The following is a 16,093-nucleotide window of genomic DNA, read 5'->3' as shown; positions in this document are numbered from 1 at the left end:
GACACCGGCCGCCGGTGGCACGCGCGGTACCCGTCTTCCTACGCCTCCCAGGGGTTTCCCTTGATCGCCTACGTGGTGCGCCGCCTGCTCATCGGCGGCATCCTCCTGATCGTGATGAGCTTCGTGACCTTCGGGCTCTTTTTCGCCTCGCCGATCAACCCGGCTGACTTCGCCTGCGGAAAGAACTGCTCCGCGGCGCAGAAGGCGGAGACCGCCGCAGCCCTCGGCTACGACGACAACTTCGTCAACCAGTGGGCCGACTTCGCCAAGGGCGTCGTCGCCGGCCGTGACTTCCCCGACGACCCGAAGCTCCGCGAGACCGCGCCCGAGACGATCGTGCACTGCGACGCGCCCTGCCTGGGCTACTCGCGGGAGCGCAGCGCGACGGTGACTGACCTGATCAAGGACACGATGCCGGTCTCGGTGTCCCTCGCGATCGGTGCCTTCGTGCTCTGGATGATCGGCGGGGTGCTCTTCGGCGTCATCGCCGCCCTGCGCAAGGGCACGTTCATCGACCGCGGTGTCGTGGGTCTGTCCCTCATCTTCTACGCCTTCCCGACCTTCTTCGTCGGCCTGCTGCTCTACAAGTTCGTGGCCATCCAGTGGGGCTGGGTCGACATCCCGCGCTACCAGACCATCGAGGACGGCGGCATCGGCGGGTGGCTCTCCGGCCTGATGCTGCCCGCCATCACGTTGGCGCTCTTCTTCATGGCCGCCTACGTCCGGATGACGCGGGCGTTCGTGCTCGAGGCACTGACCGAGGACTACGTGCGTACCGCCAAGGCCAAGGGCCTGCCCGGACGCAAGGTGACGTTCAAGCACGCCCTGCGGGCGGCGCTGACGCCGATCGTCACGATGGCGGGGCTCGACTTCGCCGGCTTGCTGGGCGGTGCCATCATTACCGAGTCGGTGTTCAACTACCCGGGCCTCGGCAAGCTCGCCGTCCAGGCGAACAGCGACTTCGACCTCCCGACCCTCGTCGGCCTGGTCATCCTGCTGGCGGCCTTCGTCATCCTGGCCAACATCATCGTCGACCTGCTCTACGCGGTGATCGACCCGCGCGTGCGGCTGAGCTGAGTAAGGACAATCGTGGCTGACGTTCACAGCGCAGGGGACGCCTTCCTGTCCGTCGAGGACCTGAAGGTGCACTTCCCGACCCCCGACGGTCTCGTCAAGGCGACCGACGGGCTCTCCTTCACCCTCGGCCGCGGCCGGACCCTCGGCATCGTCGGGGAGTCCGGCTCGGGCAAGTCGGTGTCGAGCTCGGCGATCCTCGGGCTGCACCGGGGCAGCCGGGCCCAGGTGAGCGGCCGGATCATGCTGGACGGGGTGGACCTGCTGACGCTGTCCGACGAGGACATGCGCAAGCGCCGCGGCAAGGACGTCGCGATGATCTTCCAGGACCCCCTGAGCGCGATGCACCCGTACTACACGGTCGGCAACCAGATCATGGAGGCCGTCCGGGTCCACTCGGACATGAACAAGAAGCAGGCCCGGGCCCGCGCGATCGACATGCTCGGCCGGGTCGGCATCCCGCAGCCGGACCGACGCGTCGACGACTACCCGCACCAGTTCTCCGGTGGCATGCGCCAGCGCGCCATGATCGCGATGGGACTGATCAACAACCCCGGCCTGCTGATCGCCGACGAGCCCACGACGGCGCTCGACGTCACGGTGCAGGCCCAGATCCTCGACCTGCTGCAGGACCTGCAGCGCGAGTTCGACTCGGCGATCATCCTGATCACCCACGACCTGGGTGTCGTCGCCGAGATGGCCGACGACGTGCTCGTGATGTACGCCGGCAAGGCGGTCGAGCACGGCGAGGCCCGCGAGATCCTCCTGCACCCCGAGATGCCCTACACCTGGGGCCTGCTCTCCAGCGTGCCGGACGTCCACGGCGACCTCTCCGCGCAGCTGGTCCCGATCCCGGGCAGCCCGCCCAGCCTGCTCAGCCCGCCTCCGGGCTGCGCGTTCCACCCCCGCTGCCCGCACCGCGAGAAGGTCCCGGGCGACCTGTGCCGCACGGTCGCGCCCGACCTGGTGCCGGGCACCCGCGGCGGCGGGCACGTCAAGCGCTGCCACCTGGCTGACCCCGACGCCGTCTACCAGGCCGAGATCCGGCCGCGGACCGCGCCCGACCTCGTAGAGGAGATCTGATGTCGACCCACACCGGTGGCGACGACCTGCCGTCGTCCCACGAGCTCGAGCCGCGCTCGGCGAGCGGGCACACCGCCACGCTGCCGCCGGCGACCGCGGAGCCGATCCTCGAGGTCGAGGACCTGCGGATGTACTTCCCGGTGAAGTCCCGTGGCCTGGTCCGCCGGACCATCGGCCAGGTCCAGGCGGTCGACGGCGTCTCCTTCCAGGTCCCCAAGGGCGGCTCGCTCGGCCTGGTCGGCGAGTCCGGCTGCGGCAAGTCCACGACCGGCCGCCTGGTCACCCGGCTCTACGAGCCGACCGACGGCGCGATCCGGTTCGAGGGCGAGGACATCGCCAAGACCTCGGCGCGTGGGCTGAAGCCGCTGCGCCGCGAGATCCAGATGATCTTCCAGGACCCGTACACGTCGCTGAACCCCCGCCACACGGTGGGCTCGATCATCGGCGCGCCGCTGGAGATCCACAAGGTCGTCCCGAAGGACAAGGTCCTGCCGCGCGTGCAGGAGCTGCTCGAGATCGTCGGCCTGAACCCCGAGCACTACAACCGCTACCCGCACGAGTTCTCCGGTGGCCAGCGCCAGCGCATCGGCATCGCCCGCGCGCTCACGCTGCAGCCCAAGCTGCTCGTGGCCGACGAGCCGGTCTCCGCGCTCGACGTGTCGATCCAGGCCCAGGTGGTGAACCTGCTGCAGGACCTGCAGCGCGAGTTCGACATCGCCTTCCTCTTCATCGCCCACGACCTCGCGATCGTCCGGCACTTCTGCCCCGAGATCGCGGTGATGTACCTCGGCAAGATCGTCGAGATCGGCGACCGCACGTCGCTCTACGAGCGTCCGCTGCACCCCTACAGCCAGGCGCTGCTCTCGGCCGTGCCGGACATCAAGCAGGCAGCGATCGGCGGGCGGCGCGAGCGCATCCAGCTCACCGGCGACGTCCCCAGCCCGATCAACCCGCCGTCCGGCTGCCGGTTCCGCACGCGGTGCCCGCTGGCCCAGGACATCTGCGCCAAGGTCGAGCCGCCGCTCATGCAGGTCGGCCCGCGGCACAAGGTGGCCTGCCACTTCGCCGGCGAGCTCGGCAAGCACCCCGCCGAGCCGCTGACCCCGCGCCTGCTGGGCGTGGACAAGTACGGCGACTCCGACCCGGGCGCGAGCCCGGTCGACGGGCTGAACACCGGCCCGGGGTACGGCGACCGCTGGTTCGACGTCCACTCGCGCACCTTCCAGGACGCCCGCTCCGCGTCGTGACCGGCGCCCGGACCCGACCGGCCACGCCCCTAGGCTCCTGACGTGGACGGACTCTTCGAGGTGCCGGGTGGCCGGAGCGGCGGCGGGGGGTCCCTGGCGGCGAACACGCACGCCTCGGCGCCCCTCGCCGTGCGGATGCGCCCGCGCACCCTCGACGAGCTGGTCGGCCAGGAGCAGCTGCGGGCACCCGGTGCACCCCTGCGGCAGCTGATCGAGAACGACCAGTCGATGTCGCTGCTGCTGTGGGGACCTCCGGGCACCGGCAAGACGACGATCGCCTCGATCGTCAGCCAGCAGACCGACCGGCGCTTCGTGGAGGTCTCCGCGGTCTCCGCCGGCGTCAAGGAGGTGCGCGCGGCGATCGACACCGCCCGCGCCGAGCTGGTGGCGACCGGCCGGGAGACGGTGCTGTTCGTCGACGAGGTGCACCGGTTCAGCAAGGCCCAGCAGGACGCGCTGCTGCCCGGCGTCGAGAACCGCTGGGTCACCCTGGTCGCGGCCACGACGGAGAACCCGTTCTTCAGCGTGATCTCCCCGCTGCTCTCGCGCAGCTTGCTGCTCCGGCTGGAGTCACTGACCGACGAGCACGTCCGCGGCGTCCTGGACCAGGCGCTGGTCGACGAGCGCGGGCTGGCCGGCCGGTTCGGCGTCGAGGAGGAGGCGCTCGACCACCTGGTCCGTCTCGCCGGCGGTGACGCGCGGCGCTCGCTGACCTACCTGGAGGCGGCGACCGGCGCGGCGGCGGCCCGCGGCTCGGAGGTGGTGACCCTCGAGATGGCCGAGACCGCCGTCGACCAGGCGGCGGTGCGCTACGACCGGCAGGGCGACCAGCACTACGACGTCACGAGCGCCTTCATCAAGTCGGTGCGCGGGTCGGACGCCGATGCCGCGCTGCACTACCTGGCCCGGATGATGGAGGCGGGGGAGGACCCCCGCTTCATCGCCCGGCGGCTGATGATCCTCGCCAGCGAGGACATCGGCCTCGCGGACCCGACGGCGCTGCCGACCGCGGTCGCCGCCGCGCAGACCGTGCAGCTGATCGGCATGCCCGAGGCGCAGCTGACCCTGGCCCACGCGACCATCGCCCTCGCCGTCGCCCCGAAGTCGAACGCCGTCACGACGGCGATCGGCGCCGCGGTCGCCGACGTCCGCGCCGGCAAGATCGGGCCGGTCCCCGCGCACCTGCGCGACGCCCACTACTCGGGGGCCAAGAAGCTGGGCCACGGCGCGACGTACAAGTACAGCCACGACGAGCCCTACGGCATCGCCGAGCAGCAGTACGCCCCCGACGTCGTGCTGGACGCGGAGTACTACCGACCGACGGCGCTGGGCGCCGAGGCGGCGGTCAAGGAGCGCTGGGAGCGGGTGCGCCGCCTGATCCGCGGCGCCGGTCGGTCCGCGCGATCCGGACGGTAGGGTCGGGCACCATGGTCGAGGAGTGGAGCGTGCCCGCGTGGGCCGTGCTGGCGGTGGCCACCGCGGCACTGCTGGTCGTGCTGCTCGGACTCGTCCTCGCGGTCCGCGGCCGGGCCCGCCACCGGCGCGAGCTCGAGCGGGCGCAGGCGGAGACCAGCGCGCTGCAGGACCGTCTCACGGCGCTCGAGCGCCGGTTGCCCGAGCCCGGTGCGGTCCCGACGTCCTCGGCGCGACCCGTCGAGGAGTTCGTCATCACCCGTGCCGGCGAGCCCGAGCCCGCCGACGACGGGCGGGCGCCCGCCGTGCGGGCCCCGCTCTTCGCCGACCTGGTCCTGCGCGAGTCCGTCGTCCAGGCCGCGTCGCTCACCGCCGGGCTGCGGCGCGCGCTGTCGCCCGCGACGCGCAACCGGATCCGGTTCGAGGTCAAGCAGGAGGTACGCCGCTCGCGCAAGCAGCGCCGGGCCGACCTGCGGGCAGCGCGCCGGGACTGGGAGGCCCGCCAGCGCGGCGGGCTCGACGAGGCCGCCGAGGGCAGCGCGGCATGAGCCGCGGCCTCTGGTTCGTCGCCGGGGCCGGAGCGGGGGTCTACGCCATGGTGCGTGGCCGCCGCGCGGCCGAGGCGCTGACCGCCGACGGGCTCCGCGACCGGTGGAACGGCCTGGCGCTGGGCGCCCGGCTGCTCCGCGAGGAGGTCGCCCAGGGCAAGGCCGAGGCGGAGGTCGACCTCCGCGCCCGGCTGGGGCTCACCCCGGCCGGCACGCCCGAGCTGGCCGCACCGGCGCCCACCGACCACCACCAGCGATCCAGCACCACCCCCGACACCGCACAGCACGAGGAAGGCACCACCTGATGGACACCGCGGAGATCCGCCGACGGTTCGTGGCCCACTTCGAGGCCAACGCGCACACGGTCGTGCCGTCCGCCTCGCTGCTGCTCGACGACCCCAACCTGCTCTTCGTCAACGCGGGCATGGTGCCGTTCAAGCCCTACTTCCTCGGCCAGGAGACCGCGCCGTACGACCGCGCGGTCAGCGTCCAGAAGTGCGTGCGCACCCTCGACATCGAGGAGGTGGGCAAGACCACCCGGCACGGCACGTTCTTCCAGATGTGCGGCAACTTCTCCTTCGGCGACTACTTCAAGGAGGGGGCGATCCGGTTCGCCTGGAGCCTGATCACCGGCTCGGTGGAGGAGGGCGGCCTGGGCTTCGACCCCGAGCTGATCTGGGTGACCGTGCTGCCCTCCGACGACGAGGCGCGTGGGCTGTGGAAGAGCATCGCCGGCCTGCCCGACGAGCGGATCCAGGAGCGCGGGCTCAAGGACAACTACTGGAGCATGGGCGTGCCCGGCCCGGGTGGGCCGTGCTCGGAGATCTACGTCGACCGCGGCCCCGAGCACGGCCCCGACGGCGGCCCGAACGCCGACGAGGACCGGTTCCTGGAGATCTGGAACCTGGTCTTCATGCAGGAGTCGCTCAGCGCCGTGCGCGCCAAGGACGACTTCGACGTCGAGGGCCCCCTGCCGGCGAAGAACATCGACACCGGCATGGGTCTCGAGCGGGTCGCCTACCTGCTGCAGGGCAAGCAGAACATGTACGAGATCGACGAGGTCTTCCCCGTCATCGAGCGGGCCAGCGAGCTCACCGGCAAGGCGTACGGCGCGAACGCCGAGGACGACGTCCGGTTCCGCGTCGTCGCCGACCACGTGCGCAGCGCGCTGATGCTCATCGGCGACGGCGTCACCCCCGGCAACGAGGCCCGCGGCTACGTGCTGCGCCGGCTCCTGCGCCGCGCCGTGCGCTCGATGCGGCTGCTCGGCTACGAGGACCGGTCGCTGCCCGAGCTGCTCCCGGTCAGCATGAGCCGGATGAAGGCGTCCTACCCCGAGCTCGAGTCGGACTTCGAGCGGATCAGCCGGGTGGCGTACGCCGAGGAGGACGCGTTCCGCAAGACGCTCCAGGCCGGCACCCAGATCTTCGACCAGGCCGCCCAGCAGGTGAAGGCGTCGGGGGAGTCGCGGCTCACCGGCGACAAGGCCTTCGCCCTGCACGACACCTACGGCTTCCCGATCGACCTGACCCTGGAGATGGCCTCCGAGGCCGGTCTCAGCGTGGACGAGGAGGGCTTCCGGTCGCTGATGACCGAGCAGCGCGAGCGGGCCAAGGCCGACGCCCGCGCGAAGAAGGGCCAGCACGCCGACACCGGCGTCTACCGCGGGATCCTCGACGCGCACGGTCCCACCGAGTGGCTGGCCTACGAGACCCTCGAGACCGAGTCGCGGCCGCTGGCGCTGCTCTCCGGCGGCGCCCCGGCGCGTTCCCTGGCCGCGGGCGAGGTCGGCGAGCTCGTGCTCGACCGCACCCCCTTCTACGCCGAGTCCGGCGGCCAGGCCGCCGACGCGGGCACCATCGAGTTCGACGGCGGCCGGCTGGAGGTGCTCGACGTGCAGCGGCCGGTCCGCGGCCTCGTCGTGCACCAGGTCCGGGTCGTCGACGGTGAGCTGGACGCCTCCGGCTCCGCGGCCCTGCACGCCCGGGTCGACCCCGAGTGGCGCCTCGGCGCCCGCCAGGCCCACTCCGGCACCCACGTCGTGCACGCGGCGCTGCGGGAGGTCCTCGGCCCCACGGCGCTGCAGTCCGGCTCCTACAACCGGCCCGGCTACCTGCGCCTGGACTTCGGGTGGACCACCGGTCTCACCCCGGGCCAGGTCCACGACATCGAGCAGGTGTCCAACCACGCCCTGCGCGCCGACCTGCCCGTCTCCTGGCAGTACATGACCCTGCCCGAGGCCAAGGACTGGGGCGCGATCGCGCTGTTCGGCGAGACGTACGACGACACCAAGGTGCGCGTGGTCGAGATCGGCGGCCCGTGGTCGCGCGAGCTCTGCGGCGGCACGCACGTGGACCACTCCTCGCAGATCGGCACCCTCGTCGTCACCGGCGAGTCGTCGGTCGGCTCCGGCAACCGCCGCATCGAGGCCCTCACCGGCGTCGAGGGCTTCGCCTACCTCGCCCGGGAGCGTGACGTCGTCCACCAGCTCACCGGCCTGCTCAAGACCCAGCCCGACGACCTCGTCGGCCGCGTCTCCGAGCTCGTCGAGCGCCTCCGGGCGGTCGAGAAGGAGGCCGAGAAGGCACGCGTCGCCCAGCTCCTGGCGGCCGGCGGCCAGCTCGCCGCGGGGGCCCAGGTCGTCGGCGGCGTGCACGTCGTCGCGCACCGCGCCGACGGCGCGTCCGGCGGCGACGTGCGCACGCTGGCGATGGACGTCCGCGGCCGGCTGCCGCAGGGCGAGCCCGGCGTCGTGGTCGTGATCGGCGCCGCGGACGGCAAGGTCTCGGTCGTCGCGGCCGTCACCGACGCGGGTCGTGAGCGCGGGCTGTCGGCCAACGCCCTGGTCCGTGCGGTCGGACCGCTGGTCGGCGGCAAGGGCGGCGGCAAGGACGACGTCGCGCAGGGCGGCGGCACCGACGCCTCGCGGATCGACGAGGCGATCGCCCTGGTGACCGCGGAGGTCGCGCGGACGGTCGGCGCTTGAGGCACGGCGTACGGCTCGGCATCGACCCGGGGGACGCCCGGATCGGCGTCGCCCGCAGCGACCCGACCGGGTTCCTCGCGACCCCGGTCGAGACGGTCCGGCGTGGGAAGGGTGACCTCGCCCGGATCGCGCGGATCCTCCGGGAGGTCGCCGAGGAGTCCGAGGTCGCCGAGGTGGTCGTCGGCCTGCCCCGCAGCCTCTCGGGCGGCGAGGGGCCGGCGGCGGTCAAGACGCGCGAGTTCGCGGGCCGGCTGGCCCGCCGCGTCGCGCCCACGCCGGTGCGCCTGGTCGACGAGCGGCTGACCACCGTGTCGGCGGAGGCTATGCTCCGCGACCGAGGCAGGTCCGGCAGCAAGCGGCGAGCGGTGGTCGACCAGGCCGCGGCGGTCCTGATCCTCCAGCACGCGCTCGACACCGAGCGCACGACGGGGAACGCCCCCGGCGAGATCGTCCGGGCAGCGCCCGAGGAGCCCGAGGAGACCCAGTGAGCGACCCGAGCCACCCGAGCGACCCGCTCCTTCCCGTCGACGGCGGCAGCCCGGCGTACGAGCCCGGTCGGCGGCGCCGCAAGCGCCGCAGCCTGCCCGGCTGCCTGGCCGTGCTCGTCGCGCTGGCGATCGTCGCCGGCGGCCTGTGGTTCGGCGTGACCCGCGGGGTCAGCTGGATCGAGGACCAGTTCGCCGACCCCGAGGACTTCGCCGGCCCCGGCCGCGGCAAGGTCTCCTTCGAGGTCAGCGACGGCGACTCGAGCGCGCAGATCTGCCGCAACCTGAAGGCGTCCGGGGTAGTCGCCTCCGTGCAGGCCTGCATCGACGCGGCCGCCGCGGACCCGGACTCCCCGGGGATCCAGGTCGGCTTCTACCCGCTGAAGAAGGAGATGGCCTCCGAGGAGGCGATCGGCGTCCTCGTCGACCCCGCCAACATCATCACCAACGCCGTCACCATCCCCGAGGGCTACAACGTCGACCAGGTCGTCGAGGTCCTCGCCGATCGGACCGACTTCAACGCCTCGGACTTCGAGCGGGTCCTCGACCAGCCGGACCGGATCGGGCTGCCCGACTACGCCGACGGCAACCCCGAGGGCTACCTGTTCCCCTCCACCTACTCCTTCGGGCCGAACGCCAAGCCGCTCGACATGATCACCGCGATGGTCGACCGGTGGCGCCAGGCCGCGGACGACGCCGGCCTCGAGGAGGCGGCGGAGCGGCTGGGGTACACCCCCCACGAGCTGATGACCGTCGCCAGCCTGGTCGAGGCCGAGGGCCGCGGCGAGGACATGCCCAAGGTCGCGCGGGTGATCTACAACCGGGTCGAGAACCCCGACAACGGGATCACCAACGGTCTGCTGCAGGTCGACGCGGCGGTCAACTACGCGCTCGGCAAGGAGCCGATCGCGCGGCTGACGACCGACGAGATCGACTCGGTCGCGGACTCGCCGTACAACACCTACAAGCAGCCGGGCCTCCCGCCGGGCCCGATCGAGGCTCCCGGCGACGCGGCGATCGAGGCCGCGACGACACCCGCGGACGGGCCGTGGCTGTTCTACGTGACGGTCGACCTCGGCACCGGCGAGACCAAGTTCACCGACTCCTACGACGAGTTCCTCTCCTTCCGGGACGAGCTGGACGAGTACTGCGCGACGCAGTCCGACCGCTGCTGAGCGGCCGACCGCGATGCGCTGTGCCGTCCTGGGCGACCCCGTCGCCCACTCGTTGTCGCCGACCCTGCACCGGGCGGCGTACGCCGAGCTGGGGCTGGACTGGTCCTACGAGGCGGTCCGCGTGCCCGCCGGCGGGCTCGCGGACTTCCTGGGCGGGCTCGACGACACCTGGCGCGGGCTGTCCCTGACCATGCCGCTCAAGCGGGAGGTGGTGGCGCTCGCCGACGACGTCTCGGCGCGGGTCGCCCTGGTGGGCGCGGCGAACACCCTCGTGCTGGGGCCGGACGGTCGGCACGCCGACAACACCGACCTGCCCGGTGCGGTCGCCGCCGTCCGGGAGCGGTACGACGGACCGGTGCGGGCCGGCGCGGTGCTGGGCGGCGGCGCGACCGCCGCGTCGACCGGCCTGGCCCTGTGCGACCTCGGCGCGTCCCGGGTCACGCTGCACGTCCGCTCGGCCGAGCGCGGGGAGGACGCCGCCGCTGCGGTGCGCCGCCACCCGTCGGCGCCCGAGGTGGTGCTGGCCCCGCTCGACGAGCCGCCCACGGCCGACGTGGTCGTGTCCACGGTGCCGGCCGACGCGCAGACCCCGGCGCTGGTGGCCGGCTGCGCGGGCGTGCCCGTGGTCTTCGAGGTCGTCTACGACCCCTGGCCCACCCCGCTCGCGGCCTCCGTGACGACGGCCGGGAGCGCGGACCGCGTGCTGGTGAGCGGCCTGGACCTGCTCGTGCACCAGGCGGCGCTGCAGGTCGAGCTGTTCACCGGCGCCCGGGCGTCGGTCGCCGGGATGCGGGCCGCGGGCGAGGCGGCCCTGCGGCGAGCGGCGCGCCGGTGAGCGACGCGGCGGTGGCCGCGGTGGCCCTCGCCCTCGTCTGTGGGGCTCTCGGGCTGCTGGTCCCCGCGCTGGTGGCGCGCATCCCCGAGCCGGAGCCGGCCGCCGTGGACGAGCCGGTGGCCGAGCGCGACACCGCGCTGGCCAGCGTCGTCGGCGTCCCGGCCGAGGAGGAGCCCAAGGAGCCCTACGCCCACATCGCCCGCCTGCCCGGCCTCGCCGTCGGCTCGGCCGCGGTGTGCGCGGTCGCGGGCGCGCTCGTCGGCTGGTCGGTCGGCGCCGACTGGGACCTGCTGCCGCTCGTGCCGCTCGTCCCGGTCTCGGTGGCGCTCGCGGTCGTGGACTGGCGGACCCGGCTGCTGCCGACCAAGGTCATCGCCCCGACGTACGCCCTGACCATCGCGCTGACCCTGGTCACCTGGCTGCTCACCGGCGACACCGACGACCTGGTCCGGGCGTTCTGGGGGTGGCTGGTCGCGGGCGGCATCTTCTTCGTGCTGTGGTTCGTCCACCCCCGCGGCCTGGGGTACGGCGACGTACGGCTGGCCGGCCTGCTCGGCATCGCGCTGGGCCACCTCGGCTGGGGCGCCCTGCTCGCCGGGGTGTACGGCGGGTTCCTGCTGGGCGGGGTCGGCGGCGGGCTGCTGGCGCTGCTGCGGGTCGTCGAGCGCCGGGCGTTCCCCTTCGGACCGTTCATGCTGGTCGCGGCCCTGGTGGGGGTATGCGTCGGCGACGTGGTGCTCGACGGTCTCGTCACCGGGTGAGCGTCCGGGCGGCCGGAGCCGCCGTGGGAGACTGACGCCCATGCTTCGTTGGCTCACCGCGGGCGAGTCCCACGGCCCCTCCCTGGTCGCGATCCTCGAGGGTCTGCCCGCACACGTGCAGGTCACCTCCTCCGACATCCAGGACTCCCTGGCCCGCCGCCGGCTCGGCTACGGCCGCGGCGCCCGGATGAAGTTCGAGCAGGACCAGGTGACGCTGGTCGGCGGCGTGCGGCACGGCGCCACGCAGGGCGGCCCGGTCGCGATCGAGGTCGGCAACACCGAGTGGCCCAAGTGGGACAAGGTGATGTCCGCCGACCCGGTCGACCCCGACGAGCTGGCCTCGATGGCCCGCAACGCGCCGCTGACCCGGCCCCGCCCCGGCCACGCCGACCTGGCAGGCATGCAGAAGTACGACTTCGAGGACGCCCGGCCGATCCTCGAGCGGGCCTCCGCCCGCGAGACGGCCGCCCGGGTCGCGCTCGGCCGGGTGGCCAGCAACTTCCTGGAGCAGGCCGTGGGCGCCCGGATCGTCTCCCATGTGATCGAGCTCGGCGGCGTCCGCGCCCCCGACGGCCTGTGGCCGGCGGCCGACGACGTGGCGCGTCTCGACGAGGACCCCGTCCGCTGTCTCGACGCCGACACCTCGGGGCTGATGGTCGAGCGCATCGACGCCGCCCACAAGGACGGCGACACCCTCGGCGGCGTCGTCGAGGTGGTCGTGCACGGCCTGCCGCCGGGCCTCGGCTCGCACGTCCACTGGGACCGCCGCCTCGACTCTCGCCTGGCCGGCGCGCTGATGGGGATCCAGGCGATCAAGGGCGTCGAGGTCGGCGACGGCTTCGCGCTGGCGGCGACGCCCGGCTCGCTCGCGCACGACGAGATCGTCCCCACCGACGAGGGCATCCGTCGCGTCTCCGGGCGCTCCGGTGGCACCGAGGGTGGCATGACCACCGGCGAGGTGCTGCGCGTGCGGGCCGCGATGAAGCCGATCGCCACGGTGCCCCGCGCCCTGCGCACCGTCGACGTCGCCACCGGCGAGGAGGCCGTCGCCCACCACCAGCGATCGGACGTCTGCGCCGTGCCCGCGGCCGGCATCGTCGCCGAGGCGATGGTCGCGCTCGTGCTGGCGGACGCGGTCACCGAGAAGTTCGGCGGCGACTCGGTGGGGGAGACCCGGCGCAACGCCGAGTCCTATCTCTCCTCGCTGCGCTACCGATGACCGGACCCCGCGCGGTGCTGGTCGGCCCGATGGGCGCCGGCAAGACCACCGTGGCCGCGGTGCTGGCGGAAGCCTGGGGCGTCGCCGCTCGCGACACCGACCAGGACGTCGAGGCGGTCGAGGGCCGCTCGGTCTCCGACATCTTCGTGGACTCCGGCGAGGCGCACTTCCGCCGCCTCGAGGCGGCCGCCGTGGCGACGGCCCTCGCCGAGCACGACGGCGTGCTCGCCCTCGGCGGGGGAGCGGTGCTCGACCCGGCGACCCGTGAGCGGCTCGCGGGCCACCCGGTGGTGTTCCTCCGGGTCGGTCTCGCCGACGCCGTCAAGCGGGTCGGCCTCGGCACGTCGAGGCCGCTGCTGGTCGGTGGCGTACGGTCCCGGGTCAAGGCGCTGCTCGACGAGCGGACGCCGGTGTACGAGTCGGTGGCCACCCTGGTCGTCGACACCGACGGGCGCACCCCTGCCGAGGTCGCCGACGAGATCCTGGAGGCCCTCCACCGTGACTGACCACGCCGCTGACGCGACCGCCGCGACCGAGACCACGCTGCACGTGGGCGGCGCCTCGCCGTACGACGTCGTCGTCGGCACCGGCCTGGCCGGCCGCCTGCCGGCGATGGTCGGCGACGCCGCGGAACGGATCGCCGTCGTGGTCGACACCCGGCTCGAGCCGTTCGCCGAGGCGCTCACCGACCAGCTCCAGGACCGCGAGGTGCTGGTCTTCGCCGTGCCCGAGGGCGAGGAGTGCAAGACCGCCGAGGTCGCCTCGGAGATCTGGGACGCGCTCGGCGACGAGGGCTTCACCCGCTCCGACGTGGTCGTCACCCTCGGCGGCGGCGCGACCACCGACCTGGGCGGCTTCGTGGCCGCCACCTGGCTGCGCGGCGTGCGGGTCGTGCACGTGCCGACCACGCTGCTGGCGATGGTCGACGCGGCGGTCGGCGGCAAGACCGCCGTCAACACCGCCACCGGCAAGAACCTGGTCGGCGCCTTCCACGAGCCCGCCGGCGTGCTCTGCGACCTCTCCTACCTGCACACCCTCGCCGGGGAGGAGCTGGCCTCGGGCCTGGCCGAGGTCGTCAAGTGCGGCTTCATCGCCGACCCCGAGATCCTGCGCCTGGTGGAGTCCATCGACCCCGGCGCGCTGTCGGTCGGCGACCCCGTGCTGCGCGAGCTGGTCGAGCGGGCGATCCGGGTGAAGATCGACGTCGTCGTCGAGGACCTGCGCGAGACCGGCGGCCGCGACGGCCACCCCGGCCGCGAGGTGCTCAACTACGGCCACACGCTGGGCCACGCGATCGAGCAGCTCAGCGGCTACAGCATCCGCCACGGCGAGGCGGTCGCCCTGGGCGCGGTGTACGTCGCCGAGCTGGCGCGCCTCGAGGGGCGGATCTCCGAGGACCTGGTGCAGCGCCACCGCGAGGCGTTCGGCCGGTTCGGCCTGCCCACCGGCATGTCCGGCCCGACGTTCGAGGACGTGCACGAGCTGATGAAGGTCGACAAGAAGGCGCGCGGCTCGCAGCTGCGGTTCGTCGTGCTCGACGACGTCGCCCGCCCCGCGGTGCTCGCCGGGCCGTCCGAGGAGAACCTGCGCGCGGCGTACGAGCTCCTCCAGATCGACCCCGACGAGGCGGAGGAGGAGTGAGGGTCCTCGTCCTCAACGGCCCCAACCTGGGCCGGCTCGGGCGGCGGCAGCCGGAGATCTACGGCACCACCACCCACGAGGAGCTCGCGGCGCTGTGCGTGTCGTGGGGCGGCGACCTCGGCCTCGAGGTCGAGGTGCGGCAGACCAACCACGAGGGCGTGATGGTCGACTGGCTCAACGAGGCGGCCGACGAGCGCACACCGGTCGTGCTCAACGCGGCCGCGTGGACGCACTACTCCTACGCCGTCCTCGACGCCTGCGCGCAGCTCGAGGCGCCGCTGGTCGAGGTGCACATCTCCGACCCGCGGTCGCGGCCGGAGGAGTTCCGCCACCACTCGGTGGTCACGCCGTACGCCGTCGAGGTCGTCGCGGGCCAGGGCGTCGAGGGGTACCGCACCGCCCTCGGGGTCCTCGCCCGCGCCTGACTCCGCCTGCGCATTCGGGGAGAGCCCCGCAGCGCCGGTAGACTCGTGCGCCGTGCCCGGAGGCGCCCGTGAGGGCGGCCGCGAGCACCTCCTGCCCACCGGACGACGAAGGCTGACACGCGCGCATGGCAACGACGAACGACCTCAAGAACGGCATGGTCCTCAACATCGACGGGCAGCTCTGGTCCGTGGTGGAGTTCCAGCACGTCAAGCCGGGCAAGGGCCCCGCCTTCGTGCGCACCAAGCTCCGCAACGTCGAGTCGGGCAAGAACGTCGACAAGACCTTCAACGCCGGCACCAAGGTCGAGACCGCCACGGTCGACCGCCGCACGATGCAGTACCTCTACAACGACGGCACGTCGTTCGTGTTCATGGACGTCCAGAGCTACGACCAGCTCGAGGTCGCGCCGGAGATCGTCGGCGACGCCCAGAACTTCCTCCTGGAGAACCAGGAGGTCATCGTGGCCACCAACGAGGGCCGCGTCCTCTTCATCGAGATGCCCGCCTCGGTCGAGCTGCTGATCACCTTCACCGAGCCCGGCCTCGCCGGCGACTCCGCGACCGGTCGTACCAAGCCGGCGACGCTCGAGACCGGTCACGAGATCCAGGTCCCGCTCTTCATCAACCAGGGCGAGAAGGTCAAGGTCGACACCCGCGACTCCTCCTACCTGGGACGCGTCAAGTCCTGATGGTGGCTCGTTCGACGGCCCGGTCCAAGGCCCGCAAGCGCGCGCTCGACGTCCTCTACGCCTCCGACATGCGCGCGGAGTCGCCGGTCGAGGCGCTGGAGCGGGCGATCGCCGAGGGCGAGGGCCCGACCAACGCCTACACCGAGACGCTGGTGCGCGGCGTGGTCGAGCACCAGGGACGCATCGACGGGCTGCTGCGGCAGTACTCCGAGGGCTGGACCCTCGAGCGGATGCCGGCGGTCGACCGCAACGTGCTGCGTCTGGGGCTGTGGGAGCTGCTCTACGCCGAGGACGTCCCCGACACCGTGGCGATCAGCGAGGCCATGGCCCTGGTGCGCGACCTGTCGACCGACGACTCCCCGCAGTTCGTGAACGGCATCCTCGGCGCGCTGTCGCGCGACCGGGCGAGCCTGGGCTGAGGCCCCTCCACGGCCCTCCGGGGCCGTCCGGCGCGAGCAGCGCCGGGCGGCCTCCTGCACGGCCCCGTGCGCGGCTCCTTGCGCGACGCGCCA

Annotated in this window: 17 protein-coding genes; all 17 read left to right on the top strand. The window is 73.1% G+C overall.

Annotation, left to right across the window (positions count from 1 at the left end):
* Positions 1-60: 60 nt before the first annotated feature.
* The 17 genes from OSR43_RS12345 (at position 61) to nusB (ending at position 16,000) form a co-directional block, all read left to right on the top strand.
* Positions 61-1,077 carry an ABC transporter permease gene (locus tag OSR43_RS12345; RefSeq protein WP_302266851.1) on the top strand — a complete coding sequence of 339 codons (1,017 nt, stop codon included), beginning with the start codon at positions 61-63 and terminating at the stop codon, positions 1,075-1,077.
* Positions 1,078-1,089: 12 nt separating this feature from the next.
* Positions 1,090-2,157 carry an ABC transporter ATP-binding protein gene (locus OSR43_RS12340; protein ID WP_302266850.1) on the top strand — a complete coding sequence of 356 codons (1,068 nt, stop codon included), beginning with the start codon at positions 1,090-1,092 and terminating at the stop codon, positions 2,155-2,157.
* A complete protein-coding gene (locus OSR43_RS12335) occupies positions 2,157-3,404 on the top strand; it encodes an ABC transporter ATP-binding protein (protein WP_302266849.1) in 1,248 nt (415 codons plus the stop codon). Before OSR43_RS12340 ends, OSR43_RS12335 begins: the two co-directional genes overlap by 1 nt.
* Before the next feature lie 42 nt (positions 3,405-3,446).
* Positions 3,447-4,820, top strand: a complete 1,374-nt coding sequence (locus tag OSR43_RS12330) for a replication-associated recombination protein A (protein WP_302266848.1) — start codon at positions 3,447-3,449, stop codon at positions 4,818-4,820.
* Between the two features lie 11 nt (positions 4,821-4,831).
* Positions 4,832-5,365: a hypothetical protein gene (locus tag OSR43_RS12325; protein WP_302266847.1), complete on the top strand. Its 534-nt coding sequence runs from the start codon at positions 4,832-4,834 to the stop codon at positions 5,363-5,365.
* The gene (locus OSR43_RS12320) at positions 5,362-5,670 is read left to right on the top strand and encodes a DUF6167 family protein (protein ID WP_302266846.1); all 309 of its coding nucleotides are present in this window, start codon (positions 5,362-5,364) and stop codon (positions 5,668-5,670) included. The genes OSR43_RS12325 and OSR43_RS12320 overlap by 4 nt, the downstream gene beginning before the upstream one ends.
* Positions 5,670-8,351 carry an alanine--tRNA ligase gene (gene alaS, locus OSR43_RS12315; protein WP_302266845.1) on the top strand — a complete coding sequence of 894 codons (2,682 nt, stop codon included), beginning with the start codon at positions 5,670-5,672 and terminating at the stop codon, positions 8,349-8,351. The genes OSR43_RS12320 and alaS overlap by 1 nt, the downstream gene beginning before the upstream one ends.
* Positions 8,348-8,839 (top strand): Holliday junction resolvase RuvX, encoded by a 492-nt coding sequence (gene ruvX, locus OSR43_RS12310; RefSeq protein ID WP_302266844.1) that lies wholly within the window; start codon positions 8,348-8,350, stop codon positions 8,837-8,839. Before alaS ends, ruvX begins: the two co-directional genes overlap by 4 nt.
* The gene (gene mltG / locus OSR43_RS12305; RefSeq protein ID WP_302266843.1) at positions 8,836-10,011 is read left to right on the top strand and encodes an endolytic transglycosylase MltG; all 1,176 of its coding nucleotides are present in this window, start codon (positions 8,836-8,838) and stop codon (positions 10,009-10,011) included. The genes ruvX and mltG overlap by 4 nt, the downstream gene beginning before the upstream one ends.
* Positions 10,012-10,024: 13 nt before the next feature.
* Entirely contained in the window at positions 10,025-10,846 is an 822-nt protein-coding gene (locus OSR43_RS12300) for a shikimate dehydrogenase (protein ID WP_302266842.1), read from the top strand.
* Positions 10,843-11,607, top strand: a complete 765-nt coding sequence (locus tag OSR43_RS12295) for an A24 family peptidase (protein WP_302266841.1) — start codon at positions 10,843-10,845, stop codon at positions 11,605-11,607. The genes OSR43_RS12300 and OSR43_RS12295 overlap by 4 nt, the downstream gene beginning before the upstream one ends.
* Before the next feature lie 40 nt (positions 11,608-11,647).
* The gene (aroC, locus tag OSR43_RS12290; protein ID WP_302266840.1) at positions 11,648-12,826 is read left to right on the top strand and encodes a chorismate synthase; all 1,179 of its coding nucleotides are present in this window, start codon (positions 11,648-11,650) and stop codon (positions 12,824-12,826) included.
* Positions 12,823-13,332, top strand: a complete 510-nt coding sequence (locus tag OSR43_RS12285) for a shikimate kinase (protein WP_302266839.1) — start codon at positions 12,823-12,825, stop codon at positions 13,330-13,332. Before aroC ends, OSR43_RS12285 begins: the two co-directional genes overlap by 4 nt.
* Positions 13,325-14,467 (top strand): 3-dehydroquinate synthase, encoded by a 1,143-nt coding sequence (gene aroB, locus OSR43_RS12280; RefSeq protein ID WP_302266838.1) that lies wholly within the window; start codon positions 13,325-13,327, stop codon positions 14,465-14,467. Before OSR43_RS12285 ends, aroB begins: the two co-directional genes overlap by 8 nt.
* Positions 14,464-14,892 carry a type II 3-dehydroquinate dehydratase gene (locus OSR43_RS12275; RefSeq protein ID WP_302266837.1) on the top strand — a complete coding sequence of 143 codons (429 nt, stop codon included), beginning with the start codon at positions 14,464-14,466 and terminating at the stop codon, positions 14,890-14,892. The genes aroB and OSR43_RS12275 overlap by 4 nt, the downstream gene beginning before the upstream one ends.
* 125 nt (positions 14,893-15,017) lie before the next feature.
* Positions 15,018-15,581: an elongation factor P gene (gene efp, locus OSR43_RS12270; RefSeq protein WP_302266836.1), complete on the top strand. Its 564-nt coding sequence runs from the start codon at positions 15,018-15,020 to the stop codon at positions 15,579-15,581.
* Positions 15,581-16,000: a transcription antitermination factor NusB gene (nusB, locus tag OSR43_RS12265; protein WP_302266835.1), complete on the top strand. Its 420-nt coding sequence runs from the start codon at positions 15,581-15,583 to the stop codon at positions 15,998-16,000. Before efp ends, nusB begins: the two co-directional genes overlap by 1 nt.
* The last annotated feature ends 93 nt before the right edge of the window (positions 16,001-16,093 follow it).

Origin of the sequence: Nocardioides sp. Arc9.136 (assembly GCF_030506255.1) — a bacterium.
Classification (GTDB): Bacteria; Actinomycetota; Actinomycetes; order Propionibacteriales; family Nocardioidaceae; genus Nocardioides.
Note: the sequence above shows the minus strand (reverse complement) of the source record. Positions and strands in the feature narration are given on the sequence as shown.

Coding starts and splice junctions, on each gene's coding strand:
- alaS (WP_302266845.1), top strand. CDS start 5,670: ATGGACACCGCGGAGATCCGCCGACGGTTCGTGGCCCACTTCGAGGCC.
- aroC (WP_302266840.1), top strand. CDS start 11,648: ATGCTTCGTTGGCTCACCGCGGGCGAGTCCCACGGCCCCTCCCTGGTC.
- OSR43_RS12320 (WP_302266846.1), top strand. CDS start 5,362: ATGAGCCGCGGCCTCTGGTTCGTCGCCGGGGCCGGAGCGGGGGTCTAC.
- OSR43_RS12285 (WP_302266839.1), top strand. CDS start 12,823: ATGACCGGACCCCGCGCGGTGCTGGTCGGCCCGATGGGCGCCGGCAAG.
- nusB (WP_302266835.1), top strand. CDS start 15,581: ATGGTGGCTCGTTCGACGGCCCGGTCCAAGGCCCGCAAGCGCGCGCTC.
- OSR43_RS12300 (WP_302266842.1), top strand. CDS start 10,025: ATGCGCTGTGCCGTCCTGGGCGACCCCGTCGCCCACTCGTTGTCGCCG.
- OSR43_RS12325 (WP_302266847.1), top strand. CDS start 4,832: ATGGTCGAGGAGTGGAGCGTGCCCGCGTGGGCCGTGCTGGCGGTGGCC.
- OSR43_RS12335 (WP_302266849.1), top strand. CDS start 2,157: ATGTCGACCCACACCGGTGGCGACGACCTGCCGTCGTCCCACGAGCTC.
- efp (WP_302266836.1), top strand. CDS start 15,018: ATGGCAACGACGAACGACCTCAAGAACGGCATGGTCCTCAACATCGAC.